The organism is Streptomyces sp. NPDC047002 (assembly GCF_040704505.1).
Classification (GTDB): Bacteria; Actinomycetota; Actinomycetes; order Streptomycetales; family Streptomycetaceae; genus Streptomyces.
Genome location: NZ_JBEYWC010000025.1, coordinates 73,519 through 99,110, shown reverse-complemented (window position 1 = coordinate 99,110; position 25,592 = coordinate 73,519). Strand labels below are relative to the sequence as shown.

The 25,592-nt window shown below is 76.3% G+C and carries 17 protein-coding genes; 8 read left to right on the top strand and 9 right to left on the bottom strand.

Annotation, left to right across the window (positions count from 1 at the left end; translation table 11 throughout):
• Window positions 1-267 precede the first annotated feature (267 nt).
• Genes pucD through AB0910_RS22380 form a run of 3 tightly spaced genes read right to left on the bottom strand, consistent with a single transcriptional unit; the run spans window position 268 to window position 4,151 of the window.
• Window positions 268-2,670, bottom strand: coding sequence for a xanthine dehydrogenase subunit D (gene pucD, locus AB0910_RS22390; RefSeq protein WP_366746376.1), 2,403 nt, complete (start codon window positions 2,668-2,670; stop codon window positions 268-270).
• 2 nt (window positions 2,671-2,672) lie between these two features.
• Window positions 2,673-3,260 carry a (2Fe-2S)-binding protein gene (locus AB0910_RS22385; protein WP_366746375.1) on the bottom strand — a complete coding sequence of 196 codons (588 nt, stop codon included), beginning with the start codon at window positions 3,258-3,260 and terminating at the stop codon, window positions 2,673-2,675.
• Between the two features lie 3 nt (window positions 3,261-3,263).
• Window positions 3,264-4,151, bottom strand: a complete 888-nt coding sequence (locus AB0910_RS22380) for a xanthine dehydrogenase family protein subunit M (RefSeq protein WP_366746374.1) — start codon at window positions 4,149-4,151, stop codon at window positions 3,264-3,266.
• A 381-nt stretch (window positions 4,152-4,532) separates the two neighbouring features.
• On the opposite strand from AB0910_RS22380, the gene AB0910_RS22375 reads away from it, so the two are divergent.
• The gene (locus AB0910_RS22375; protein WP_366746373.1) at window positions 4,533-6,551 is read left to right on the top strand and encodes a PucR family transcriptional regulator ligand-binding domain-containing protein; all 2,019 of its coding nucleotides are present in this window, start codon (window positions 4,533-4,535) and stop codon (window positions 6,549-6,551) included.
• A gap of 117 nt (window positions 6,552-6,668) precedes the next feature.
• Entirely contained in the window at window positions 6,669-7,463 is a 795-nt protein-coding gene (locus AB0910_RS22370) for a hypothetical protein (protein ID WP_366746372.1), read from the top strand.
• On the opposite strand, the gene AB0910_RS22365 is transcribed toward AB0910_RS22370, so the two are convergent.
• The 3 genes from AB0910_RS22365 to AB0910_RS22355 form a co-directional block, all read right to left on the bottom strand.
• On the bottom strand, window positions 7,441-9,201 hold the full coding sequence (locus AB0910_RS22365) for an ABC transporter ATP-binding protein (RefSeq protein WP_366746371.1): 1,761 nt from the start codon (window positions 9,199-9,201) through the stop codon (window positions 7,441-7,443). The two genes, AB0910_RS22370 and AB0910_RS22365, sit on opposite strands and share 23 nt — an antisense overlap.
• A gap of 383 nt (window positions 9,202-9,584) precedes the next feature.
• Window positions 9,585-11,414: an ABC transporter ATP-binding protein gene (locus AB0910_RS22360; RefSeq protein ID WP_366746390.1), complete on the bottom strand. Its 1,830-nt coding sequence runs from the start codon at window positions 11,412-11,414 to the stop codon at window positions 9,585-9,587.
• Window positions 11,415-11,492: 78 nt separating this feature from the next.
• Window positions 11,493-12,257: a GntR family transcriptional regulator gene (locus AB0910_RS22355; RefSeq protein ID WP_366746370.1), complete on the bottom strand. Its 765-nt coding sequence runs from the start codon at window positions 12,255-12,257 to the stop codon at window positions 11,493-11,495.
• A 146-nt stretch (window positions 12,258-12,403) separates the two neighbouring features.
• On the opposite strand from AB0910_RS22355, the gene AB0910_RS22350 reads away from it, so the two are divergent.
• Window positions 12,404-13,255, top strand: coding sequence for a (2Fe-2S)-binding protein (locus tag AB0910_RS22350; RefSeq protein ID WP_366746369.1), 852 nt, complete (start codon window positions 12,404-12,406; stop codon window positions 13,253-13,255).
• 259 nt (window positions 13,256-13,514) lie between these two features.
• The gene (locus tag AB0910_RS22345; protein WP_366746368.1) at window positions 13,515-14,588 is read left to right on the top strand and encodes a DUF2637 domain-containing protein; all 1,074 of its coding nucleotides are present in this window, start codon (window positions 13,515-13,517) and stop codon (window positions 14,586-14,588) included.
• A 339-nt stretch (window positions 14,589-14,927) separates the two neighbouring features.
• On the opposite strand, the gene AB0910_RS22340 is transcribed toward AB0910_RS22345, so the two are convergent.
• Complete coding sequence (locus tag AB0910_RS22340; protein WP_366746367.1) at window positions 14,928-16,670, bottom strand: pyruvate dehydrogenase; 1,743 nt, start codon at window positions 16,668-16,670, stop codon at window positions 14,928-14,930.
• A gap of 77 nt (window positions 16,671-16,747) precedes the next feature.
• Window positions 16,748-18,868, bottom strand: a complete 2,121-nt coding sequence (locus AB0910_RS22335; protein ID WP_366746366.1) for a protein phosphatase 2C domain-containing protein — start codon at window positions 18,866-18,868, stop codon at window positions 16,748-16,750.
• Window positions 18,869-19,231: 363 nt separating this feature from the next.
• On the opposite strand from AB0910_RS22335, the gene AB0910_RS22330 reads away from it, so the two are divergent.
• From AB0910_RS22330 to AB0910_RS22320, 3 genes are all read left to right on the top strand, one after another.
• The gene (locus AB0910_RS22330) at window positions 19,232-20,251 is read left to right on the top strand and encodes a helix-turn-helix domain-containing protein (protein WP_366746365.1); all 1,020 of its coding nucleotides are present in this window, start codon (window positions 19,232-19,234) and stop codon (window positions 20,249-20,251) included.
• A gap of 36 nt (window positions 20,252-20,287) precedes the next feature.
• Window positions 20,288-20,770 (top strand): DUF456 domain-containing protein, encoded by a 483-nt coding sequence (locus tag AB0910_RS22325; protein WP_366746364.1) that lies wholly within the window; start codon window positions 20,288-20,290, stop codon window positions 20,768-20,770.
• Between the two features lie 144 nt (window positions 20,771-20,914).
• Entirely contained in the window at window positions 20,915-22,549 is a 1,635-nt protein-coding gene (locus AB0910_RS22320; protein WP_366746363.1) for an amidohydrolase, read from the top strand.
• A gap of 99 nt (window positions 22,550-22,648) precedes the next feature.
• Here the strand turns inward: AB0910_RS22320 and AB0910_RS22315 are convergent, their stop codons facing one another.
• Window positions 22,649-24,019 (bottom strand): AlkA N-terminal domain-containing protein, encoded by a 1,371-nt coding sequence (locus AB0910_RS22315; RefSeq protein WP_366746389.1) that lies wholly within the window; start codon window positions 24,017-24,019, stop codon window positions 22,649-22,651.
• Window positions 24,020-24,244: 225 nt separating this feature from the next.
• On the opposite strand from AB0910_RS22315, the gene AB0910_RS22310 reads away from it, so the two are divergent.
• Window positions 24,245-25,495: an MFS transporter gene (locus tag AB0910_RS22310; protein WP_366746362.1), complete on the top strand. Its 1,251-nt coding sequence runs from the start codon at window positions 24,245-24,247 to the stop codon at window positions 25,493-25,495.
• The last annotated feature ends 97 nt before the right edge of the window (window positions 25,496-25,592 follow it).

Sequence of the window (25,592 nt, the reverse complement as noted above, 5' to 3'; positions counted from 1 at the left end):
CGCGACCGCCGTGCGGGGTACGGGATTTGGGATGACGGCTGCACGACCCGGGGGACGGCCCGAGGCGAACTGCGTCCGGATGGCGCGGCACAGGACGGTGTGCCGCGGATTGGTGTGCCGGTGTGGTGCGGTGGGTCCGTGCCTGGCGGGCACGGGCGCCTGCGCTTGCCGGCCGCAACGGTGGCCGGGCCCGGCACCGGGGCGGCGCCGCGGGTGCGCCGCCCGGGACGGACCGCGCCCGGCGGGCGCGACCCGGGGGCCGGGCCGTCAGGCGGCGGGGCCCGTGCCGGTGAGGTGCTCGGGCCTGACCGGGGTGCGGTCGAGCGCGAGGCCCGTGGCCTCCCTGATCGCGGCGAGCACCGCGGGCGTGGAGGACAGCGTGGGCGCCTCGCCGATGCCGCGCAGCCCGTAAGGGGCGTGGTCGTCGGCGAGTTCGAGCACGTCGACGGGGATCGTCGGGGTGTCGAGGATGGTGGGGATCAGGTAGTCGGTGAAGGACGGGTTGCGCACCCGCGCGGTCTTCGGGTCGACGACGATCTCCTCCATCACGGCGACGCCGAGCCCCTGGGTGGTGCCGCCCTGGATCTGGCCGACCACGGACAGCGGGTTGAGCGCCTTGCCGACGTCCTGGGCACACGCCAGCTCGACGACCTTGACGAGGCCGAGCTCGGTGTCGACCTCGACGACGGCGCGGTGGGCCGCGAAGGAGTACTGGACGTGCCCGTCGCCCTGGCCGGTGCGCAGGTCGAACGCCTCGGTGGGGCGGTGCCTGAACTCCAGCTCCAGGTCGACCGCCTCGTCCCCGAGGACGTCCACCAGGTCGGCCAGCACCTCGCCGGCGTCGGTGACGACCTTGCCGCCTTCGAGCAGCAGCTCGGCCGTGGCCCACGCCGGGTGGTACGTGCCGAACGCGCGCCGCCCCCTCTCAAGCACCCGCTCGCGCACGTGCTCGCAGGTGTTCTTGACGGCGCCGCCCGTCATGTACGTCTGCCGGGAGGCCGAGGTGGAGCCCGCGGAGCCGACGCGGGTGTCGGCGGGGCTGATGGTGACCTGGGAGACGCCCAGTTCGGTCCTGGCGATCTGGGCGTGCACGGTGATGCCGCCCTGCCCGACCTCGGCCATCGCGGTGTGCACCACGGCGACGGCCTCGCCCCCGACGACTTCGAGGCGCACCCGGGCGGTGGAGTAGTCGTCGAACCCCTCGGAGAAGCCGACGTTCTTGATGCCGACCGCGTAGCCGACGCCCCGTACGACGCCCTCGCCGTGGGTGGTGTTGGACAGGCCGCCGGGCAGCGCGCGCACATCGGCCGCCTCGCCCGCGCTCTCCCACTGGCGCTCGGGCGGCAGCGGGCGCGCCTTGACCCGGCGCAGCAGCTCGGCGACGGGCGCGGGCGAGTCGACGCGCTGGCCCGTGGGCATCACGGCGCCCTGGCTCATGGCGTTGCGCTGCCGCAGCTCGACCGGGTCCATGCCGAGCGCCGCGGCGACCTTGTCCATCTGCGCCTCGTAGGCGAAGCACGCCTGGACCGCGCCGAAGCCGCGCATCGCGCCGCACGGCGGGTTGTTGGAGTAGAGGGCGAGCGCCTCGATGTCGACGTCGTCGACGACGTAGGGGCCGACGGAGAGGGAGGCGGCGTTGCCGACGACGGCGGGCGACGCGGAGGCGTAGGCGCCGCCGTCGAGGACGATGCGGCACCGCAGGTGCGTCAGCCTGCCGTCGCGGGTGGCGCCGTGTTCGTACCAGAGCCGGGCCGGGTGGCGGTGGACATGGCCGAAGAAGGACTCGAACCGGTTGTAGACGATCTTGACGGGCTTGCCGGTGCGGAGCGCGAGGAGGCAGCCGTGGATCTGCATGGACAGGTCCTCGCGGCCGCCGAAGGCGCCGCCGACGCCGGAGAGCGTCATCCGGACCTTCTCCGGCGGGAGTCCGAGGACCGGCGCGATCTGCCGCAGGTCGGAGTGGAGCCACTGCGTGGCCACGTACAGGTCGACGCCGCCGTCCTCGGCGGGCACGGCGAGCCCGGACTCGGGGCCGAGGAACGCCTGGTCCTGCATGCCGAAGAAGTACTCGCCAGAGACGATCACGTCGGCGCGCGCCGCGGCCGCGTCGGCGTCGCCGCGCCTGATGGGCTGCCGGTGCACGATGTTGGGGTGCGGGACGTGGCCCGAGTGGTAGTCGTCGCGGTGCTCGTGGACGAGCGGGGCGCCGGGCGCTGTGGCGGACGCCTCGTCGGTGACGAGCGGCAGTTCCGCGTAGTCGATCCTGATCTTCGCGGCGGCCCGGCGCGCGGTCTCCGGGTGGTCGGCGGCGATCAGCGCGACCGGTTCGCCGTGGTGGCGCACCTTGCCGTGGGCGAGCACGGGGGTGTCCTGGATCTCCAGGCCGTAGTGGGTGACCTCGGTCGGCAGGTCGTCGTAGGTGAGGACCGCGTACACACCGGGCGTGGCGAGCGCCTCGGAGGTGTCGATGGAGCGGATCTCGGCGTGCGCGACGGTGGAGCGCAGCGTGTGGCCCCAGAGCATGTCCTCGTGCCACATGTCGGAGGCATAGGCGAACTCGCCCGTGACCTTGAGGGTGCCGTCGGGGCGCAGCGTGGACGCGCCGATCCCGCCCTCGGCCCCGGTGCCCTGGACGAGTCCCGCCGGGGTGACGCGCGGTTGCTGGGGCATCGTCAGCTCCCCTGGGTCTGGCGGGCGGCGGCGAGGCGCACGGCGTCGAGGATCTTCTCGTAGCCGGTGCAGCGGCAGAGGTTGCCCGAGAGTGCCTCGCGGATGTCCGCGTCGGTGGGTGAGGGGGTGCGCTCCAGCATCTCGTCGGCGGCGACGAGCAGGCCTGGCGTGCAGAAGCCGCACTGGACGGCACCCGCGTCGATGAACGCCTGCTGCACGGGTGAGAGCGGCAGGCCCTCGCCGGTCCGCGAGTCGGCGGGCAGCCCGGGGCGCGCCTGCCAGCGGCGTGCGGCGTCGAGCGGGATGCCGTCCTGCGGGGCGCCGGGAGCGTCGCCCCGCCTGGCGGCCTGGTCGGCGAGGCCCTCGACGGTGACGACCTCGCGGCCCTCGACCTGGCCCGCGGCCACCAGGCAGGAGCAGACGGGCACGCCGTCGAGCCGTACGGTGCAGGAGCCGCACTCGCCCTGCTCGCAGGCGTTCTTCGAGCCGGGCAGGCCCATGCGCTCGCGCAGCACGTACAGGAGGCTCTCGCCCTCCCAGACGTCGTCGGCCTCGTGGGGCCTGCCGTTGACGGTGAATGTCACTCGCACGGGTTATGCAGCTCCTTCGAGAGTACGGGCGCCCCGGTACTGGTCCCAGGTCCAGCCCAGCTGCCTGCGCGCGAGGACGCCGATGGCGTGGCGGCGGTAGGCGGCGGTGCCGCGGACGTCGTCGATGGGGTTGCAGGCGCCCGCGGCGAGCTCGGCGAAGCGCGCGGCGACGGAGGGGGCGAGCGGCGCGCCGCTGTCCCAGCTGCCGTCCTCGGCGAGCGCCGCGGTGAGGAACTCCTCTGCGGCCTTGGCGCGTACGGGCGTGGGCGCGGCCGATCCGACGCCGGTACGCACGGTCCTGGTGTCGGGGTGCAGGGCGAGGCCGAAGGCGCACACCGCGATGACCATGGCGTTGCGGGTGCCGACCTTGGAGTACTGCTGCGGGCCCGCGGCCTTGGTGACGTGCACGGCCCTGATCAGCTCGTCGGGTTCGAGTGCGTTGCGCTTGACGCCGGTGTAGAAGGCGTCGATCGGGATACGCCTGCTGCCGCGCACGGACTCGGCCTCGACCTCGGCGCCTGCGGCGAGCAGCGCGGGGTGGGCGTCGCCGGCGGGCGACGCCGTGCCGAGGTTGCCGCCGACGCCGCCGCGGTTGCGGATCTGCGGGGACGCGACGGTGTGCGAAGCGAGCGCGAGGCCGGGCAGCTCGGCGCGCAGGTGCTCCATGACCTGCGCGTACGGGACGGAGGCGCCGAGGCGCACGGAGTCCTCGCCCACCTCCCATTCGGTCAGGTCCGCGATGCGGTTGAGGTCGAGCAGCTGGGCGGGCCGGCGGTGATCGAAATTGATCTCGACCATGACGTCCGTGCCACCTGCGATGGGCACCGCGGTGGGATGCGCCGCCTTGGCTGCGAGCGCCTCCTCCCACGTTGCGGGGCGAAGGAAGTCCATGAAGGGCTCTTTCCTCATCTTCGTGGTCGGTCGAATCCTCGTGGTCGGTCGAACGCTGTCCGGGGACGGCCGGCCCGGCGGGCGGTGGGCCCGGCGGGGAACACCCGGTGGGTGTTCATGAGCTGTTCACGCTGAGTGGCCCCAGTACACAAGCCCTGCTCCGTCCGGTGCAGTCACGGAAACCATGAAGCGGTTGGCCGGGGCGCCGTCCCGTCTTGTAGATTCGAACAAATGCCGAGCCCACGGGCCCCGGCCGCCACACGGCCCCCGGCAGACCCGGCGCCGTGCGGTGCCTTCCTTCCCCGTCCCCCATGCCTGCCCCGGGGAGCCCGGGGGCCACCGGCGCACGACGCACGACCAGAGAGAAACGGCGGCGAGACGATGCGGCTGCGCGCACTGCTGGAGACCGAGGGGCTCGGCCTGAGGCTGCTGGGCGGCGGGGCGGAGCTCGACCGTCCGGTGCGCGGGGTGATGACGACGGACCTGCGCGATCCGAGCCGCTACCTGTCCGGGGGCGAGCTGGTGCTGACGGGTCTCGTGTGGCACCGGGGCGCCGCCGACTCTGAGCCGTTCGTGCGGCTGCTCGCGGCGGCGGGCGTGACGGCGCTCGCGGTCGGCGAGGCCGAGATGCGCACCGTTCCCGACGACCTGGTCGCGGCGTGCGCGCGGCACCGGCTGCCGCTGCTGGCCGTGGACACGGCGGTGTCGTTCGCGACGGTCACGGAGTACGTGGTGCGCCAGGTCTCCGGGGAGCGCGCGGGCGATCTGGCGGCCGTGGTGGACCGCCACCGCAGGCTCATGACGCCCGGCCCCGCGGGCGGCGGCCCCGACGCGGTGCTCGACCTGCTCGGCTCCGACCTCGACCTGCGGGCCTGGGTGCTCTCACCCACCGGGCGGCGGATCGCGGGGTCGGGCGCGCCGCTGGCCGAGGGCCGCGCCGCCGAGCTCGCGGCCGCGCACCTCGCGGTGGCACGCACCGGGCGCAGGGGCCCGTACCGGGTGGTGCTCGGCTCGACGGTGTACGCGCTGTTCGCGGTGCACGCGCTCGGCCGGGGCGCCGACCCCGTCGAGCACATGGCGCGCGAGCCGCGGGAGACCGCGCTCGCGGAGTGGCTGCTCGCGGTCGAGGCGGACCCGGGCGACTGGCCGGCGGAGCGCGTCGACCTGCTCCAGGGCGTGACCCAGCTGATCGCGGTGGAGCGGGACCGCAGGGACGCGGCGCGCGCGGTGCGCCGCAGACTGGCGCAGGAGATCCTCGAACTGGTCCAGGCGGGCGCGGCGCCGGCCGAGATCGCGGCGCGGCTGCGGGTCGCCGCGCCGGTGCTGCTGCCCGGCGGCGGGCCCGCCCCGAACTGGCAGATCGCCGTCGCGTCCCTGGAGTGGTCGCGGCCGCGCCCGGCGCGAGGCGACGCTGCGGCGGCCCAGTCGCTCCTGGAAGAGGTACTCGCCACCGCGGGCCACCCGGACGGCCGCGCGTCCGACCGCATGGCGGTGGCGTACGCGGGCGACGAGGCCGTGGCGCTCGTACCGCTGCCCCCGGGCGACGCACCGCCGGACGCGGACGCGCCGGGCGACGGGGACGGCACCCCCGGGGCAGGTGCGCCCCGCCCGGCGGACCCGGCCAAGGCCCCGGGCGCGAGCCGCGCTCCGGGCGCCGGGGGCCCGGCCGCACGGGGCACGTACGGGGCGGCGGGCGCCGCGGGCGCGGGCGGCGCCGCGGGTGCGCACGGGGCGGCGGGTACGGCGCGTACGGGCGGCGCCGCGGGCACCGGGCGTACGGACGAGGCGGGGGCGTCAGGCGCCGCGGACGCCGTGCGGGCGGGCGGTGCGACAGCCGCGCCCGGCACGCCCGGCGCGTCCCGGCCGGACGCGGGGGCGGACGGACGCGCGGGGAGCCGCCGCGACGGGCTTTTCGCCGACGAGGTCGCGGCGGCGGTGCGCGAGCCGCTCGCCGCGGGGCTCGGCGCCGACGGGCGGCTCACGCTCGGGATGTCCGCCGTGGTGCACTCGGCCGAGGGCCTGCGGGGCGCGCTGGAGGAGGCGCGGCACGCGCGGCGGGTCGCGGCGGCGCGGCAGGGCGCGGTGTGCGCGGCCGGCCACCACGAACTGGCCTCGCACGTCCTGCTGCTGCCGTTCGTCCCCGACGACGTGCGGCGCGCGTTCACCGCGCGGCTGCTCGACCCGCTGCGCGACTACGACGCGCGCCACCGGGCCGAACTCGTCCCCACCCTTGAGGCGTTCCTCGCCTGCGACGGCTCCTGGACGCGGTGCGCCTCCCGGCTGCACGTGCACGTGAACACGCTGCGGTACCGGATCGGCAGGATCGAGCAGCTGACGGGCCGTGACCTGGCGCGCCTTGAGGACAAGCTCGACTTCTTCCTCGCGCTGCGGATGAGCTGAGCGCCACCCGGCCCCCGCGAGATTGTGAAAACTTTCACCAGAAGTATTGGCCCGGCGGCCCATCCGTGCTGAGATGCATCTCACACTCGGCACGATGGCGCGCAAGGGGAGGGCTCCGTGGCGTACACCGCGATGTCTGGTTCCGGAAGCACTGCCGGTGACGATCCGCTCCAGACCGCGGTGTGGCGGCTGCGCTCGCGGGGCTGCTGGGTCGACGCCGCGGCCCTGCTCGCCCCGCGCGCGGACGCCGCGGGCCCCGCGCTCCAGCGCGCCTCCCTCCTCGTCGAGCGCTGCCTGTACACGGGGCAGGGCTGGGAGGAGGCGGAGGACGCGCTGCGCACGGCGGAGGCGACGGCGCACGCCGACGACGAGCGGGGCGAGGCGGCCTGCGAGCGGGGGCACCTCGCGTACGTGTCCACGCTGCTCGGCGCGCACGACCGCACCGACGAGGCGCGCGCCGCGCTCGGCAGGGCCGCGGCCCTGCTGGCGCCGGGCGCCCGGGGGCGCGCCCTGCTCGACTTTCGCAGGGGCCTGGTGGCGGAGAAGCTCTCCGGCTCGCCGCAGTCGGCGCGCGGCGCGTACACCAGGGCGCACGCGACGGCCACCGACCGCGGCGACACCCTGCTGCTCTCCTTCACCTGGCGCCATCTCGCCGGGCTCGCGCTGCGCAGGGGCGAGGTGGCGGAGGCCAGGCACGGCTTCGCCGAGTCGCTGCGCATCCGGGAGGAGCTCGGCTTCCTCGTGGGCACGGCGCCCGCGCTCGTCTCCCTCGCGGAGACGGAGCAGGAGCCGGAGGCCGGTCGGCTGCGCGCCGAGGCGGGCCGGCTCGTCCGGCTGCTCGGCGGGGTGCCGACGTGGCTCGCCGAGCGGCTCGTGCCGCCCTTCCCGCTCAGCCCGCCGTCCCCGGCCTGACCCGCCCGGGCCGCGGCCCGGCAGGCCCGTCCCCGGTGCCGTGCCAGGCCGCCCAGAGCGCCGCGTACGGGCCGCCGGCCGCCACCAGCTCCTCGTGGGTGCCGAGTTCGGTGATCCGGCCGCCGTCGAGCACGGCCACCCGGTCGGCGTCGTGCGCCGTGTGCAGGCGGTGCGCGATCGCGATGACCGTACGGCCGGTGAGGACGGCGGCGAGCGCCCGCTCCGCGTTCCGCGCGGCCGCCGGGTCGAGGAGGGCGGTGGCCTCGTCGAGCACGACGACCGCGGGGTCGGCGAGTACGACCCGGGCGAGCGCCAGCTGTTGGGCCTGCGCGCCGTCCACCTCGTAGCGCCCGGCGCCGAGTTCGGTGCCGAGCCCGTCCGGCAGCGCGGCCACCCAGTCGGCGCCGACCGCTTCGAGGGCCGCGAGGAGCCGGGGGTCGTCCGCGTCCGGGGCGGCGAGCAGCAGGTTGTCGCGCACACCGGCCCGGAAGACGTGGTGCTCCTGGGTGACGAGGACGACCTGGCGGCGCAGCCGCTCGGGGGCGAGGTCGGCGACCGGGGCGCCGCCCACGGTGACCTCGCCCGCGCGCGGCCTGTCGATGCCGACGAGGAGCCGCCCGAGCGTGGACTTGCCGGCGCCGGACGGGCCGACGACCGCGAGCCGCTCCCCCGGCCGCACCGAGAGCCTGACGCCGTGCAGCACATCACGGTCGGCGCCGGGGTACGCGTAGTGCGCGTCCGCCACCTCGACCAGGTCGCCCCGGGGTTCGGCGCCCGCGCGCGCGGAGGCCGCGGGCGCGGTGGCGAGCCCCTCCACCCGCGCGAACGACGCGAGGCCGCCCTGCAGGCCCTCCATCCGCTGGAGCACGGCGTCGAGCGGTGCGGACAGCTGCCGCAGGTACAGCACGCAGGTGACGACGGTGCCCGGGCTCACCGCGCCGTGCCGGGCCAGGGCGCCCCCGGCGAGCAGCACGGCGACGACCGGCAGGACGTACGACACGTCGACGGCGGGGAACAGCACGCTGCGCAGGAAGAGGGTGCGTTCGCGGCTGCGTACCCACGTGCCGGCGACGGCCTCCATGGCCTCGGCGCGCCGCCGCTGGAGGCCGAGCGCCTCCACGGTACGGGCCCCCGCCGCCGTGGCGGCGAGGGTCCCGGCGAGCGCGGACTGCGCCTCGCCCTGGGCGAGGTAGGCGGCGCGGGCGCGCCGCAGGTACCAGCGGGCCGCGGCGGGGATGCCGAGCAGGAAGACGATGCCGAGGGCGCCGAGCGCCGGTGAGAGCAGCAGGGTCGCCGCCAGCACGGCGAGCGCCTGGAGCGAGGCCACCAGCACCTCGGGCACCACGTCGCGCAGGGCGGCGCCGACGGCGGGCACGTCGCCTGTCCCCCGGGCCGCCAGGTCGCCGTTCCCGGCGCGCTCGACGGCCGCGGCGGGCAGGGCGAGGGCGCGCGCGGCGAACTGCCCGCGCACCCGGGCCGAGGCGCGCTCGCCGAAGCGGTGCGCGAGGAGCCTGCCCCAGCGGGTCAGCAGCAGCTGCCCCACCGCGCAGGCCACGACGGCGAGGGAGAGCCGGTCGACCGCGGGCACACCGCCGCCGCCCGTGACGACCGTGTCGACGACCCGGCCGAGCAGCCAGGGCGCGAGCAGCCCGGCGGCCGCGACCGCCGCGTTGAGCCCCAGCACCCCGGCGAACACCGCCAGGTCGGCCCGCACGAGCCCGAACCCGGCCCGTCGCACGGCCCGCACCCCGGCCACGGGCAGCCTACCGCCGACGCGTTCCGCCGCGCCGCCCGCGGAAGCGCCCGACGCGCCCGCACGACCGGGCGCCGCACGACCACCACCCTCCGGCCCCGCAGTGCCGCCCGCCCGACCTGCGGCGCTCTCGCCCTGCTCCCCGCTCCCCGCCACGCCATGGCCCCGCTCCGCCGTGGGCCCCGGCGCCAGACCGACGCCACCAGGACCCGGCAGGGCCTCATCACGCTGCGGCGGCAGGGCGGCACGGCGGGACGCGGAATCCCCTGCGCCCCGGCGGCCGGGAGCCTGGTCCCGCTCACGGCCCCGGCTCTCGGAGCCGTCCCGCCCCTCGGAGCGATCCCGGTCCTCGGGACAGTCCCTGCCGGTCATCGGGTGCCCTCCGGTGCCGCGATCCCGTCCGGGAGGCCGCCGTCGGCGGCTCCGGGTGCCCGGGCGGCGGGCCCGGCGGTCCCCTGCGCGCCGTCGGCGGACCCTGCGGGTGGCTCCGCCGTGCGGGAGACCAGGGCGCGGTACGCGGCGTCCGCGGCGAGCAGCGCGCGGTGGGTGCCGGTGGCGGCGAGGCGGCCGTCCACCAGGTGGCAGACGGTGTCCGCGACGGCGAGGACGAGCGGCGAGGTGGTGGTGACGACCGTGGTGCGGCCGTCGCGCGCGGCGCGCAGCCGGGCGGCGAGCAGCGCCTCGGTGTGGGCGTCGACCGCCGAGGTGGGTTCCGCGGCGAGCAGCACCTCGGGCTCGGCGAGCAGGGCCCGCGCCAGCCGCAGCCGCTGGCGCTGGCCGCCCGAGACGTTGCGGCCCCCGTCGTCGAGCGGCGTGTCGAGCCCGCGCGGCAGCGCCTGTACGACGTCCTCGGCGGCCGCGGTGTGCAGGGCGCCGCGCACGGCCGCCGGGTCGCGGGGCACGCGGCCCTCGACGGTGTCGCGGACCGGCCCGGCGAAGAGGTGCGACTCGTTGTCGGCGACGAGGACACGGGCGCGTACGGCGCCGGGCGGCACGCCGTCGAGCAGGACGCCGCCCCAGGTCGCCCCGGACGGGGTGAACCCGCCGAGCCGGTCGAGCACCGCCGCCGCTGCCGGCCCTTCGGAGGCGAGCGCGGTGAAGGCGCAGGGCGCGATCCGCACGCCGGACGCGGGGTCGTAGAGCTCGGCAGGCCCGTCCGGGGCCCTGCCGGTACGCGCGGTGGCGGCCGACTCCGGTTCCAGGGCGAGGAACGCGACGATCCGGCGCGCCGCCACGAGGGCCTGGCTGAGGTCGCCGCCGCTCTCGATGAAGGCCGCGACGGGCACCAGCAGCACGGCGGCATACCCGTACACGGCGACGAGGCCGCCCACGCTGATGGCGCCCTCCGCGGCCGACCGCGCACCGAGCCAGGTCACCACGGCGAGGAACAGCGCGGGCACGCCCGTGCCGCAGGCGTCCACCCAGCTGGTCACGGACGCGACGCGGTACCCCTCGTCGAGCAGGCGCGCGGAGGCCCTGTCGTACCGGCGCGCGTACGCCTCCTTGCCGCCCAGTCCGGCGAGTACTCGCAGCCCTCCTGCCAAGTCGGCCAGTTGCAGGGCCAGTTCACCCTGCCGGGCCCGGTAGGCGGTGAGCGCTCCGGTCAGCCGGCCGAGCAGCGGGCCCACGGCGAGCGCCAGCACGGGGACGCCGGCGAGCACCACGACCGCGATGAGCGGCGACACCGAGAACAGCACGGCGGCGACGGCGAGGCAGCACACCACGGCGCCCGCGCCGGGACCCACGGCCGTCATGGACTGCGCCACGGTCGCGACGTCCCCGAGGCCGATGGCGAGCACCTCGCCGTCGGCCGCGCGGTGGGACAGGCTCGCACCGAGCCCGACCGACTGGCCGGCCACCGCACGCGCGGTGCGCACCGCGGCGTCGTTGCGCACCCGGGTCATGGTGCGGTGGCGCAGGATCGACAGCCACGCCTCCACGAGGCCCACGGCGAGCAGGGCGCCGCTCCAGCGGAGCAGGGCGCCGCCGTCGCCCGCGCGCAGCCCGTCGTCCACGGCGCGGGAGAGCAGGTAGGGCGGCAGCGCGAGCAGCGCCATCCACACGCTGCCGAGCAGCGCGGCGAGCGCGGTGCGGCGGCGCTGGCTGACGACGAGCCACCACAGGAACCGCACGGGGCCCCGGTGGTCGGGCGGCCGCGTGCCCTCGGGACCGCCGATCCCTGCCGCATCCTCGGTCATGCCCACGCGTGCCGTGTCCTGGGTCATGCCCACGAGTCTGGACGGCCCGCGCCCGGCCGCCCGCGGCGCCCCCTGCGGTCAGCCCCGCGCGCCCGTGAAGTGGTCCCGCAGGACCGCGGCGACGGCAGGCAGGTCGCGGGCGGCGAGCGCGTCGAGGAGCGCGGTGTGCTCGGCGGCGTCCGCGACGAGGGCCGCGCGCCCGGCCGCAGGGCCCGGCGCCGGCGGCCACTGGGCGCGCCGGTGCAGGTCGTCGGCGACGAGCACGAGCTGGCGGTTGCCGCCGAGTGCGAGCAGGGCCCGGTGGAACGCGCGGTCCGCCGCCGCGTACGCGGCGCGCTCGCCCCGCGCGGCGGCCGCGGCGCACCGCTCGGCGAGGAGCCGCAGCGCCGGCCAGTCGGGCGCAGGGTCGAGGCGGGCGAGGCGCAGCAGTACGGGCACCTCCACGAGGGCGCGCACCTCGGCGAGTTCCGCGAGGGCGGCGGGGTCGCGCCCGGCGACCCGGAAGCCCCGGTTGGGGACGACCTCCACACTGCCCTCGGCCGCGAGCCGGAGCATGGCCTCCCGCACGGGCGTGGCGGAGACACCGAGCCTGCGGCCGAGCGCGGGCGCCGAGTAGACCTCGCCCGGCGCGAGTTCGCCCTCGGCGAGGGCGGCGCGCAGGGCGTCGAGCACCTGCCCGCGCACGGAGTGGCGCCGCACCTGCGCGGGCACCGAGGGCGCCTCGGCGGCGGCCGCCGGGTGCGTACGCCCGGCGTCGTCGCCGTCCGCCCGGGTGCGGGCGGGGCCGCCCCTGGCGCCGTACGGGCGCGGTGCCGCGCTCCCGCGCGTGTCGCGCTGTGCCACTCCGCCTCCCTCCGGCTGCCGCCCGCCGGGTGGCGGCGCGGGGTCGTGGTGTGCACGATAGGCGCAGGGAGGGTCGCGCCCCCACCTCGCGGAGTTCGGATAAGGTAAGGCTTACCTGAAACGATCGCGATTCGGTGGTTGCCCGCATGCGCCGTTCCCCCGCCTCCGTGGCCGCAGGCCCCGCGCCGTCCTTCGCCGGGACCTACCGGCGGCTGACCGAGGTGTTCCCCTCCCTCCACGTCGAGGTGCGGGCGCCGGGCGGGCCGCCGCGCACGGGCGGCGGCTGGATGACCGCGCAGGAGCTCGCGACCGACGCCGGGGCGCTCGACGCCTTCCTCTCCTGGGACGCCCTGCGGATCGAGCGCGAGGGGGGCCGCGCGGCACGCCCCGACGTGCTCGCCGGCCTCGCCCTGCACCGCTATGCCTGGCCCGCCTGCCTGTTGGTGACACTCCCCTGGTTCCTTGAGCGCAGAGTGCCCCGACTCCCGGCGGACGCCGTGTCGTTCCCGCGCACACTGGGCCGGATGTCCGTGTGCACCGGGGAGTTCGCGTGCCTGCCCGACGACCCGGCGGCGGGGGCGCCGGGCGCGCGGGTCGTCCCGGACGAGGAGGCCCTGCGCGCCGAGGTGCGGGCGGCGGTCGCGGACCATCTCGCCCCGGTGCTCGCCGCGTTCGGCCCGCGGATGCGGCGGCGCCGGCGTGCGCTGTGGGGCATGGCGTCGGACGAGATCGTCGAGAGCCTCTGGTACATCGGCCATTTGCTCGGCGAGGAGCAGCGCGCCGTCGCGGAGCTGGAACTCCTGCTGCCCGCCGGGTCCTCGCCGTACGCGGGGGGCGCGGGTTTCCGCCAATTGACGGCCGCGGACGGGCGTACGGTACCCACCCGGGACCGCACCACCTGCTGCCTGTTCTACACTCTGCGTCCTGACGACACGTGCGTCACCTGCCCCCGCACAGGTGACGGCGAGCGGGTGCGGAGACTCCGCGCCTCGGCCTGACGGTTCCCGGCACGGGGACGGCTCCTGACGGCGCGTCAGAACACCTGACAGCGCGTCATCCCGAGCGCTGAACCCACCCCGAAGGGTGATATTAATCGAACATGACAGCCGGTCACCGAACGGCAGTTCTCACTGAACACGCCTTTATGCGTATCTTGACGCCTCGTTGGCGTGCACTTGTCCCGACGACACCTTCGGGACACCTCGTTTACGCCACTATGGCGCCCGTTACTTCCTCCTGCGATGCAAGGAACACCGCATGCGACTGACCGACATATCGCTGAACTGGCTGCTCCCCGGCGGCGTGCTGCTCGTCGGAATCCTGGTGGCGGTGGCCCTGATCACGCGCAAGCGCACCGACAAGCCCGCCACCGAGGACTCCTGGGAGCGCTCCGAGGAGCGCCGCAGGCGCAAGGAGACGGTGTACGGCATCGCCTCCTACGCCCTCCTCTTCTGCTGTGCCGCGGTGGCGGCCGCGCTCTCCTTCCACGGCCTCGTGGGCTTCGGCCAGGAGAACCTGAACCTGTCGGGCGGCTGGGAGTACCTGGTGCCGTTCGGGCTCGACGGCGCGGCGATGTTCTGCTCCGTGCTGGCCGTGCGCGAGGCCAGCCACGGTGACGCGGCGCTCGGTTCCCGGCTGCTCGTCTGGCTGTTCGCCGGTGCGGCCGCCTGGTTCAACTGGGTGCACGCGCCGCGCGGCATCGACCACGCGGGCGCGCCGCAGTTCTTCTCCGGGATGTCGCTCTCGGCGGCGATCCTCTTCGACCGCGCGCTGAAGCAGACGCGCCGCGCCGCCCTGCGCGAGCAGGGGCTCGTCCCGCGCCCGCTGCCGCAGATCCGCATCGTGCGCTGGCTGCGCGCCCCCCGCGAGACGTTCGGCGCCTGGTCGCTGATGCTGCTCGAAGGGGTACGCACCCTGGACGAGGCGGTCGAGGAGGTGCGCGACGACAAGCGGCAGAAGGAGCAGGCCAAGTACCGCAGGCGCGAGCAGGGCAAGCTGGACAGGGCGCAGATCAAGGCGCTCAACCGGCAGCACCGCTCGTGGCCGAGGGGCGGCGGCGGTGGCCGGCAGGTCCCGGCGCTCAGCGCGCCGGGCGGCCAGCAGCAGGCCGTCGCCTCGACCGCGGAGCCTGCTCTAGCCGACCTCACGGAACAGGGCGCGGCGACGCCCGCGCGGCCTCCGCTGGAGCCCGTGAAGAACAGCGCGGAGACGGCGGCGCCCGCGGCCGCCGCACGGACCGTGGACCTCACGGCCGAGGACGACACCCAGGCGCTGCCGCGGCTGGACTCGCTGGAGCGGAAGCTGGCCGATCTGGAGCAGCAGTTCGGCTGACCCGACCGGGCCCGCCGCCCGGACGGCGGCCGCCCGCCGCGTTCGAAGGCAACGGCGGGCCGGTGTGACGCAGTCACGTCACACCGGCCCGCCGTTGTGCCGTGGGCGGTGGCCGCGCCGCGATGTCACCGGGGCCGTGCGCCCCCACCGGATTCCCCTGCGGGGGTTTGTTTTCGGCCGGACGGGGGCTACGGTCTGCGCATGGACACCACCTGGATCATCGCCATGGCCGTTGTGATCGCCGTGGCGATCGCGACGGGCTTCGTCCGCGGCAGCTGAACCGCGCGACACACCGCGGGCCCGCCCGCGGGACACACCGACCCACACCGCGCCCCTCGGTCACGGCCTCGGCACGTTGCGCAGGTTCGCGCGCGCCATCTGCACCATCCGGCCCACCCCGCCGTCGAGCACGATCTTGCTCGCGGACAGGGCGAAGCCCGTCACCATCTCCGCGCTGATCTTCGGCGGGATGGACAGGGCGTTGGGGTCGGTGACGATGTCGACGAGAGCGGGTCCCTTGTGCCGGAAGGCGTCCTTGAGCGCCTTCTCCAGCTCCTTGGGCTTCTCGACGCGCACACCGTACGCGCCCGCCGCGGTGGCGATCGCGGCGAAGTCCGGGTTGGTGTTGGCGGTGCCGTACGACGGCAGCCCCGCGACCAGCATCTCCAGCTCGACCATGCCGAGCGCAGCGTTGTCGAACAGCACGACCTTCACCGGCAGATCGTGCTGGACCAGGGTGAGGAAGTCGCCCATCAGCATGGCGAACCCGCCGTCGCCCGACATGGACACGATCTGCCTGCGCCGGTCGGTGAACTGTGCGCCGATGGCCTGCGGCATGGCGTTCGCCATCGATCCGTGGCTGAACGAGCCGATCACCCTGCGGCGTCCGTTGGGGGTGAGGTAGCGGGCCGCCCAGACGTTGCACATGCCGGTGTCGACGGTGAAGACGGCGTCGTCGTCCGCGACCTCGTCCAGCACGGACGCCACGTACTCCGGGTGGATCGGGGTGTGCTTCTCGACCTTGCGGGTGTACGCCTTGACGACGCCTTCCAGCGCGTCCGCGTGCTTCTTCAGCATCCGGTCGAGGAAGCGGCGGCTCCGCTTCTCCCGCACCCGAGGGATCAGCGCCGTCAGCGTCTCCCGCACGTCGCCCCAGACGGCGAGGTCCAGCTTGGAGCGGCGGCCGAGGTGCTCGGGCCTGATGTCCACCTGGACGATCTTCACGTCCGTGGGCAGGAAGGCGTTGTACGGGAAGTCCGTGCCGAGCAGGATCAGCAGGTCGCACTCGTGGGTGGCCTCGTAGGCGGCGCCGTAGCCGAGCAGCCCGCTCATCCCCACGTCGAAGGGGTTGTCGTACTGGATCCACTCCTTGCCGCGCAGGGCGTGTCCGACGGGCGACTTGACCTTCTCGGCGAACTCCATCACCTCGGCGTGCGCGCCCGCGGTGCCGCTGCCGCAGAACAGTGTGACGCGGTCGGCCGCGTCGACCATGCGGGCCAGCTGCTCGATCTCCGCCTCGCCAGGCCGCACGGTGGGCCTGCCGGTGACCAGGGCGTGCTCGGGCGCGTGGTCGGGGGCGGGGGCCGAGGCGATGTCGCCGGGCAGGGTGACCACGCTGACGCCCTGGCGGCCGACGGCGTGCTGGATGGCGGTCTGCAGGACCCGGGGCATCTGCCGCGGGTTGGAGATCATCTCGTTGTAGTGGCTGCACTCCTCGAACAGGGCGCTGGGGTGGGTCTCCTGGAAGTAGCCGGTGCCGATCTCCGCCGACGGGATGTGGGAGGCGAGGGCGAGCACCGGGGCCATCGAGCGGTGTGCGTCGTACAGGCCGTTGATCAGGTGCAGGTTGCCGGGGCCGCAGGATCCGGCGCACGCCGCGAGCTTCCCCGTGACCTGCGCCTCGGCGCCTGCGGCGAACGCGGCGGCCTCCTCGTGGCGCATGTGCACCCAGTCGAGTCCCGGTGTGCGGCGGATCGCGTCGACGACGGGGTTGAGGCTGTCGCCGACGACTCCGTACATCCGCTCGACCCCCGCCCTCACCAGGATCTGGACGAACTGCTCGGCGACGTTCTGCTTGGCCATGGCGGTGCGCCTTTCCTCACGGGTGTCACGGAGGGGACTTCCTCGGGGCACGTCCATCAAACCCACGGCCTGCGCCGTTACGCCTCCCAGACGCCGACAGCCGTGCGATCGTCCGCGTACCCCTTCGTCCTGAGCTGCACGTCGGCGAGGAACTCCACCAGGCCGGGCGGCTCCTGCGCGGACCAGCGCGCGCCGAGCGCGCCCGCGAGCCCCGGCTCGCCCCGCAGCGGCTCGGCGAGCCCGTCGCCGCACAGCAGCAGGGTGTCGCCCGCGCGTGCCGTAGCGGCGTGGAAGCGGAACGGCTGGTCGGGCGCCGGGGCCGCCGCCTCGGCGCGCGGTGTGCGGGCGGTGGGGACGCCGGGGCCGAGGGTGCCGGGGGCGTCGCCCGGCCGGGGGGCGAGCGGACCCGCGGCCTCGGGCTCGTCAGGTCCTGACTCGTCCGCGGCCGCCGGGCGGGCGGCGGAGGTCGGCAGGCCCGGTTCGAGGTCACGCCACTCGTGGTCCCTGAGCAGGAAGAGTCCGCCGGTGCCCACCCCGAAGAAGACCCGCAGCCGCACCCGGGGGTCGGCGGAGAGCAGCAGGCAGCGCAGGCTCGCGGTGTACGCGGCGGGGTCGAGGTCCCGCTCTGCGGCGCGGGCGCGCAGCCTGCCGTACGTGCGGTCGGTGAGCCGGTGCAGCCCCGACTTGAGGGCGTCGGCCCGTCCGTCCTTTATGTCGTCGGCGAGCCGGGGGTGGCTGCGGCAGACGGCCTCGCCGATCCAGTGGCAGGCGTCGGCCGCCGCCCGGTGCGCCTCGTCGGCGGCGCGCGCGCCGGACGCGACGGCGACCAGGACGAGGGCGTCGGCCCCCGCCCCGAACCGCGCGGTGAGCAGCGCGTCCCTGCGGGGCTCGCCGCGGTAGCGCGCCGAGTCGCCGCGCACGGAGGCGGCGCGCAGCGTGTACGTGCCGTACCTGGCCCCGTCGAGCACGGTGTCGGGCACCACCCGGTCGAGCGTCCCCGAGGAGGCCAGCGGCAGCGCGGTGGGCTCGGGGTCGTACGTCGGCGGCCTGAACCCCACGAACCCCACCCGCGGCCGCGGCTGCGCCTCGATCGGCGCGGCGGGCCCGCCCGCGGGGGCGGGGGCTGCGGGCGCGCCCGCGCCCGCGCCCGGCCGGGCGGGCGCCGCCGTGTCCGCCGGGGGCGCGGGATGCCCGACGCCGGGCGGGGCCGTCGGCGCGGGGGCGGCTGTCGGCGCGGGCGGCGCGTACGGGGCTGTCAGCGCGGGCGCGGTCCCGGGGGGCGCGGGCGGCGCGTACGAGGCCGTCGGTGCAGGCGGCGCGGTCTCCGGAGGCGCGGGCGGCATCCAGGGGCGCGGCTCCTGGGGCGGGGCGGCGGCGGGTGTCCTGGGCGGCAGGGCGGTGTCCGCGCGGGGGCCGGGGCCTGCGGGCGGGTCCTGCGGTGCGGGGGCGTGCCGGGGCGCATCCCACGGGCGCGCGGGCACCGGCGCGGCCCCGTGCCCCACGGCGGGCGGCGCGGGGCGGCGCGGCAGCGGCGGCACCCGCTCCCCGGCGTCCTGGGCGTCCCGCGGTCCGGCGTGCCCGGGTGCCGGGTCCGGCTCGGCCGCGGGCTCGGGTGTGTCCCGGGGCGCGGCCCCGGCCCCGCCGGAGTCCGCCGGGCCGGGCGCGGAGCCACCGGGTCCTGCGCGGTCGGGCGCGGGGCCCTCCGCGTCCGCGGGGTCGGGCTCCGGCGGCTCGGGTGCCGGGGCACCGGAGCCCGGTGACGGCAGCGGCACGGCGTCCGCGGGGGCGCAGGGCGGCGCCTCCCGGGGCGCGCCGGGCGCGTGCTCCCACCAGGCGCGCGGCCTGCGGGCGCCGTCGAGCGGCCCGGCCGCACGCGCGGGCGCGGCGGGCACCGGGCCGACGCCCGGGCCGGCTCCCGCGGGACGCGGGTCGCGGGCGTCCCGCTGCCCCTCTCCCGCGGGGGCCCGGCGGGGCGTCGCCGCGGGCGCGTCACGCGCCGCGGGGCCGTACGCCTCGGGGGGCGGCGCGTCGGGCGGGGGCGGCGAGGACAGGGTGCGGGAGGCGGAGGCGAAGCGGTCGTCGAGCGTGTCGGGCGCGGCCTGCGCGCCCGCCGCTGTGTCCGCTGACGTGTCGTCGTACAGCCGGTTCCACCAGTCGTCGCCGGCATCCGGAGCGGAACGCTCCCCCTCGTTGTCCATGCCCCTATCTTCGACCGCGCGCCGGGTGCGAAAACGGGCATCGGGAAAAATGAGGACCGGCCGGGACGCGCGGACGCGCACGGGGTCGGCGAGGGCCGTCGCCGACCCCGGCGCCGCTTGGCGGCCGGCCGGTCGAAGTCCGCCGTCGCACCCCCACCCCCCACGGGAAGGACGCGCGGCAGACGCACGCGGAGAGGCATATGACCGTGGTCTGTTGCTGCTCCGACCCGCCCACCTTGGCAGAATTACCGGCTGTACAGGCACGCCGTGCGCGGCGGTTTTACGCCGTGGCCGCTTTCCGCCACGGGGCGGGGCGTAGAACTGTGCGCGAGCACGGGGCCAGGACAAGGGGAGGGATTTCGGGTGCTGGGTGCCATAGGGCTCGACGAGAGACAGGAGTCCGCGTACCGCGCGCTGGTGGCCATCGGCGCCGCGGAGGTCGCGGAGCTCGCCCACCGGCTCGCGCTGCCTGAGCGCGACATGGAGGCGGCGCTGCGCCGCCTCGAACGGCACGGCCTCGCCGCGCAGTCGTCGTCCCGGGCAGGCCGGTGGGTGGCGGCGCCGCCCGCGCTCGCGCTCGGTGCGCTGCTGACGCAGCACCGCCACGAGCTCGAGCAGGCGGAGCTGGCCGCCGTGCTGCTGGCCGAGGAGTACCGCGCGGAGAGCGGGGAGGCCGCCGTGCACGACCTGGTGGAGGTCGTCACCGGGGCGAGCGCGGTCTCCCACCGCTTCAGGCAGCTGCAGCTCGGCGCGGCGGAGGAGGTGTGCGCCCTGGTCACCGGCGCGCCGATCGCGGTGACCGGCCAGGAGAACACGGCGGAGGAGGAGGCGGCGACCCGCGGTGTGCGCTACCGGGTCGTCGTCGAGCAGGAGGTGCTCGCGGCGCCCGGCGGGGTCGAGGAGCTGACGACGGCGCTGGGCAGGGAGGAGCGGGTGCGGGTGGCCGACCGGGTCCCGACGAAGCTGGTGATCGCGGACCGGGCTCTCGCGATGGTGCCGCTGACCGGCGCCGACACCGAGCCGACCGCGCTCGTCGTGCACGCGAGCGGCGTGCTGGAGTCGCTGTACGCGCTGTTCGACGCGGTGTGGCGGGAGTCGATGCCGCTGGCCCTCGACACCCGGGGGTCCGTACGGTCCGCCGGGCGGGCCGAGCCCGACGCGACGGACCTGCGGGTCCTCTCGCTGCTGCTGGCCGGGATGACGGACGCCAGTGTGGCCAAGCAGCTCGACCTGGGGCTGCGGACCGTGCAGCGCAGGGTGAAGGGCCTCATGGAGATGAGCGGGGTCACCACCAGGCTCCAGCTCGGCTGGCACGCGTACGAGCGCGGCTGGGTGGCGCGGGACGCGCCCCGGGGCGGTGTGCGGCCGGGTCCGGGCCGCTGATCTGCGGGAACGCTCCGCTTCCTGCACGCTGGGTGCATGGACGTGTGGCAGCTGGTCCTGGTCGGTCTGGTGATGCTGCTCGGTCTGGTCGGGGTGCTCACCCCCGGCGTCCCCGGCCAGGCGATCGTGTGGGCCGCGGTGCTGTGGTGGGCGCTGTCGGACGTCTCGCGGGCGGCGTGGGTGGTGCTGATGGCGGCGACGGCGCTGCTGCTGGTGAACCAGGCGCTGCGCCCGCTGCTGCCGTCGCGCCGTCCCGGCCGCGCGGGCGCGCCCCGCAGAACGCTCGCGGTGGGCGGCGCGTGGGCGGTCGCCGGGTTCTTCGTGCTGCCCGTGGTGGGCGGTGTCGTCGGTTTCGTGGGCGGTGTGTACGGGGCGGAGCGGCACCGCCTCGGCGGGCACGGCAACGGCTGGGGCGCCACGCGTGCGGTGCTGCGCGGCCCCGGCCTGCCGCTGCTCGTGGAGCTGTACGCGTGCCTGCTCGCGGTCGCCGCGTGGCTCGTGGTGCTCGTCGCGCGGTGAGCGGCGCAGCGCGCGGGGACGCGCCGCGCGCCGCCTGCCGGGCGGGGCACGCGCACGACACGCGCGCCGCCCCGCGCTGTCCTACGCTCGCCGGAGAGGACAAGTGTCAGCCGTGCCGCCTTCGCGCAGAACCGAGGGATCGCCATGCCCGAAGCCACCGCCTCCCCGCCCCGGGACACGGACCACCGCATCGACCTCGTGGTGCGGGACGCGGACGTCCGCACACTCGACGCCGAGCGGCCCCGCGCGTCGGCGTTCGCGGCGCGGGACGGCCGGGTGGTGGCGGTCGGCACGGACTGGGACATCGAGCGGCTCGTGGGCCCCGGCACCCGGGTCGTGGACGCCGGGGGCCGCATGGTCCTGCCCGGCCTGGTCGACGTGCACACGCACCTCGGGCCCGGCGGGCAGGCGGCGGCGTGGGAGCTCACGCTGCCGCCCGCGTCCGGTGTGACGGAGATCCTCGGCGCCGTGCGCGACCTGACGCGGACGCTGGGACCGGGCGAGTGGGTCGTCGGGGGCACAGTGGTCGGCCCGGTGTTCCAGGCCGTGGGCAGCACCGCCGTGCTGGCGGCGCTCGACGAGGTGGCCGAGGGGCGCCCGGTGATGCTGCGGGACGACTCGCTGCACAACCGGTGGGTCAACTCGCGGGCGCTGGAGATCCTCGGCGTCGGCGACTCCACCCCCGACCCGCCGGGTGGCAGGTACGTGCGGGACGCGGCGGGACGCGCGGTGGGGCTGCTGCTCGGCGCGCCCGCCACGGACGCCGAGCTGGCCGCGCGGCGCGCGGTGGCCGACCCGCGCGGCCGCGACCTGCGCTCCGCCCGCACGGCGGTGCAGATCCTCAACTCGGTCGGGGTGACGGCGACCCAGGACGCGGCGACGATGGGCGCGTGGCTCGACGTGCTCACCGAGCTCGACCGGGCGGGCGAGCTGTCCGCGTGGGTCGTGGCGTCGATGCCCGCGCGGGAGTTCGTCGAGTCGGGGCCCGTGGGCACGGAGCTGTTCGACAGCGCGCCGCTGCGCCGTTCGCCGCATGTGCGGCCGGACTTCGTGCAGGCGGTGCTCAATGGCTTCACCGGCGAAAGCCTCTTCACGGACGAGGAGTTGGCGCTGCTGCTGGAGGCGGCGGTGGAGCGCGGGCTGCACGTCAAGCTGCACGCGACGGCGGACGGCACGGTGCGCCAGGCGCTTGACGCCGTCCGGCTGATGCGCGAACGGCACGGCGCGGGGCCGGTGTTCCACCTCGCGCACCCGGAGTCCGTGCACCCGGACGACGTGCCGCGCTTCCGGGAGCTGGACGTAGTGGCCGACGCGTCGCCCGTGCTGTGGTTCCCGAACCCGATGAACGGTGTGTTCGGGCAGGTCGGGGACCGCTCCATGGAGCGCGTCTGGCCGCTGCGGGAGCTGCACGAGGCGGGCACGAGCATCGCGGCGGGCTCGGACTGGCCGGTGGGGGCGGCGCTGCCCGACCCGTGGCTGAGCATCGAGACGATGGTGACGCGCCGCAGCCCCGACCCGCTGTTCCCCGGCAGCCTCGCGCCGGAACAGGCCGTGGACCTGGCGACCGCGCTGGCCGCGCACACCGTGGACGCCGCGGAGGCGATGGGCCTCTCCCACGAGACGGGCCGGATCAGGCCCGGCCTCTCCGCCGACTTCATCGTCCTGGACCGGCCGCTGTTCGACATCCCGGTGCAGGAGGTCCATGCGACGCAGGTGCTCCAGACCTGGTTCGCCGGACGGCAGGTGTACACCACGGGCGCGGCTCGCGCCGCCTCCTGACGGAACGTCATGCGGCGCCGGGCCCGGGGGTGCGGACCGGTGCACGGGACGCGCACCGCGTGCCGCTGTGCGAGGCCGGGACCGCGGTCCCGGTGCGGGTCACACCAGGCCGGTGTGGTGTGCCGCGTACGACCGCCAGGGCCGCCACGCCTCGTGCGCCCGGTCCGCCTCGGGCTCCGCGGGCCACACGTCGGGATCGCCGAGCGCCCGCATCCGGATGAGCGCCGCCGTGTGCGCGTCCACCCCTGGCACCGCGCGCAGCGCGCGCTCCGTCTCGTCGCGGTCGGCGCCGGGGTCGAGCCGTACGGTGCCGTCGGCGAGGGCCGTCGCGAGCGGTCCTGCCGGCGGGTGGGCGCGCAGCGCCGCGGCCGTCGGGAAGAGGCGGGCGGGCCCGCCGCCGGGCGCGGGCACGTCCTCGCGGTGTGCCAGCACGGCCGCGGCCGCCGCCTCGGGCCCCAGCACGGCGCGCAGCGCGTACTCCTCGGGGTCGGCGGCTCCCGGCGAGCGCAGCCCGGGCGTCGCGGCGACCGCGGCCGCGAGCCTCGGGTCGGCGGCGAGCCGGCCGTCCACCGCGTACGGATCGGCGTCCAGGTCGAACAGGCGGCGCAGCCGCTGCACGGCGGTGGTGAGGTCGCGCAGGTCGGCGAGGTGGATGCGGGCTTCGAGCCAGCCTGAAGGGCCCGGCGCCCCGTGCCGCCCCGCCTCGCGCCGCTCCTCGACAGCGGCCGTGGCGGGCCCGTGCGGCAGCCGCAGCGTGCGGCGGTACGTGCGCGAGCCCGGCGCTCCCGCGACCTCCTCGACGCCGGGCAGCGCCTCGCGGGCCAGCAGGTCGAAGAGGGCGCGGGCGGCGTAGGGGCCGCGGTGGGCGAGGCGCAGCGGGATGCCCGCGCCCGCCCCGGTCCGCGGGGTGCCGGTGCCCGCGTCGGCGCGCAGCTCGCTCGGGGTGCGGGCGTAGATCTGCCGGACGGTGTCGTTGAACTGGCGCACGCTGGCGAAGCCCGCGGCGAACGCGATCTGGGTGACCGGCAGGCCCGTGGTCTGGAGCAGGATCCGCGCGGTGTGCGCGCGCTGGGCGCGGGCGAGCGCGATGGGCCCAGCGCCCAGCTCGGCGGTGAGCTGGCGCTGCACCTGGCGGGTGCTGTAGCCGAGCCGGTCCGCGAGCCCGGGGACGCCCTCGCGGTCCACCACGCCGTCGCCGATCATGCGCATGGCGCGGCCGACGACGTCGGCGCGCACGTTCCACTCGGCCGACCCCGGCACGGCGTCGGGTCTGCATCTGCGGCAGGCGCGGAAGCCGCCGGCCTGGGCGGCCGCGGCCGTAGGGAAGAACCGCACGTTGCGCCGCTTGGGGGTGACGGCGGGGCAGCTCGGGCGGCAGTAGATGCCGGTGGTCTCCACGGCGAAGAAGAACACGCCGTCGAACCGCGCGTCGCGGCCCGTGACCGCCTCGTACCGGGTGTCCTCGTCCATCGCCGTATGCGCCATGCCGTCCAGTGTGACTCCGCCCACGCGTCCCGGCGAGCGGGATTCGGACATCTGGATGGAGGCACGTCAAGCCGCCGCGGAGGCGTCGGGACCCCGTATTGCCGACGCCCACGCACTGTCGGCGGGCACGGCTACTCCGCGTTTGCATTAGCCAGCGTGCGCAATTATTGTCAACGCACGTAAGACGCTCACGCCGGAGAAAGGTCCGCCATGCCTCTCGCGCTCCTGGCCCTCGCCATCGGGGCCTTCGGGATCGGCACCACCGAATTCGTCGTCATGGGGCTGCTCCCCGACATCGCGGGCGACTTCGGCGTGTCCGTGCCGACCGCCGGCTTCCTCGTCACCGGCTACGCGCTCGGCGTGATGCTGGGCGCGCCGCTGATGACGGTCCTCGGCACGAGGATCTCCCGCCGCCGGATGCTGATGCTGCTGATGGTGCTGTTCGTCGCGGGCAATCTGCTCTCGGCCCTGGCACCGTCCTTCGGCCTGATGGTCGCGGGCCGGGTCGTGGCGTCGCTCGCACACGGCGCGTTCTTCGGCATCGGCTCCGTGGTCGCGGCGGAGCTGGTGGCCCCCGAGAAGAAGGCGGGCGCCATCTCGATGATGTTCACCGGGCTCACCGTCGCCAATGTCGTCGGCGTGCCGCTCGGCACCCTCGTGGGCCAGCACGCCGGCTGGCGCGTCACCTTCCTGATCGTCGCCGCGCTCGGCGTGGTGGGCCTCGCGGGCATCGCGAAGCTCGTGCCCGACGTGCCGAAGCCCGCCGGCGTGCGGCTGCGGCACGAGGTCGCCGCCTTCGGGAACGTGCAGGTGCTGCTCGCCATGGCGATGACCGTCCTCGGCTTCGGCGGGGTCTTCGCGGCCGTGACCTACATCGCGCCGATGATGACCCGCGTCGCCGGGTACGCCGAGTCGTCCGTGACCTGGCTGCTGGTCCTGTTCGGGCTCGGCATGGTCGTGGGCAACCTCGTCGGCGGCCGGTTCGCCGACCGCAGGCTGATGCCGATGCTGTACACGGCGCTCGGCGGACTCGCCGTGGTGCTCGCCCTGTTCACGGTGGGCGCCCACGACAAGACCGCGTCCGCCGTCGCGGTGTTCCTGATCGGTGCGCTCGGCTTCGCCACCGTGCCGCCGCTCCAGAAGCGGGTGCTGGACCACGCCCACGGCGCGCCGACCCTGGCGTCCGCCGTGAACATCGGCGCCTTCAACGCGGGCAACGCGCTGTCCGCGTGGCTCGGCGGGCTCGTCATCTCGGCGGGCGCGGGCTACACCGCCCCGAACCGGGTCGGCGCCGCACTCGCGGCCGCCGCGCTGGTGCTCGCCGTGGTGTCGGCGCTCATCGAACGCCGCCCCGCCGGGCGGGGGCCCGGCGCCCGGCCGGCCGCGGAGGACCACCCTGCCACCGCCCAGGACCCGGCGGCCGGCCGGCGGGACCGGGCCCCGGCCCGCGCGGCCGGCTGACCCGCGGGCCGCCGCGAGCTCCCAGCGCGCGGGACCCGAGGAGCCACGGCCCCGCAGGGCCGAAGGGCCCCCGCCCCCCACTCCCCCGTTTCCTCTC

Bases quoted from the DNA above. Each gene is read 5' to 3' on its own strand.
- pucD (WP_366746376.1), bottom strand. From the start codon at position 2,670: ATGCCCCAGCAACCGCGCGTCACCCCGGCGGGACTCGTCCAGGGCACC.
- AB0910_RS22380 (WP_366746374.1), bottom strand. From the start codon at position 4,151: ATGGACTTCCTTCGCCCCGCAACGTGGGAGGAGGCGCTCGCAGCCAAG.
- AB0910_RS22375 (WP_366746373.1), top strand. From the start codon at position 4,533: ATGCGGCTGCGCGCACTGCTGGAGACCGAGGGGCTCGGCCTGAGGCTG.
- AB0910_RS22360 (WP_366746390.1), bottom strand. From the start codon at position 11,414: ATGACCGAGGATGCGGCAGGGATCGGCGGTCCCGAGGGCACGCGGCCG.
- AB0910_RS22350 (WP_366746369.1), top strand. From the start codon at position 12,404: ATGCGCCGTTCCCCCGCCTCCGTGGCCGCAGGCCCCGCGCCGTCCTTC.
- AB0910_RS22345 (WP_366746368.1), top strand. From the start codon at position 13,515: ATGCGACTGACCGACATATCGCTGAACTGGCTGCTCCCCGGCGGCGTG.
- AB0910_RS22340 (WP_366746367.1), bottom strand. From the start codon at position 16,670: ATGGCCAAGCAGAACGTCGCCGAGCAGTTCGTCCAGATCCTGGTGAGG.
- AB0910_RS22335 (WP_366746366.1), bottom strand. From the start codon at position 18,868: ATGGACAACGAGGGGGAGCGTTCCGCTCCGGATGCCGGCGACGACTGG.
- AB0910_RS22325 (WP_366746364.1), top strand. From the start codon at position 20,288: ATGGACGTGTGGCAGCTGGTCCTGGTCGGTCTGGTGATGCTGCTCGGT.
- AB0910_RS22320 (WP_366746363.1), top strand. From the start codon at position 20,915: ATGCCCGAAGCCACCGCCTCCCCGCCCCGGGACACGGACCACCGCATC.
- AB0910_RS22315 (WP_366746389.1), bottom strand. From the start codon at position 24,019: ATGGACGAGGACACCCGGTACGAGGCGGTCACGGGCCGCGACGCGCGG.
- AB0910_RS22310 (WP_366746362.1), top strand. From the start codon at position 24,245: ATGCCTCTCGCGCTCCTGGCCCTCGCCATCGGGGCCTTCGGGATCGGC.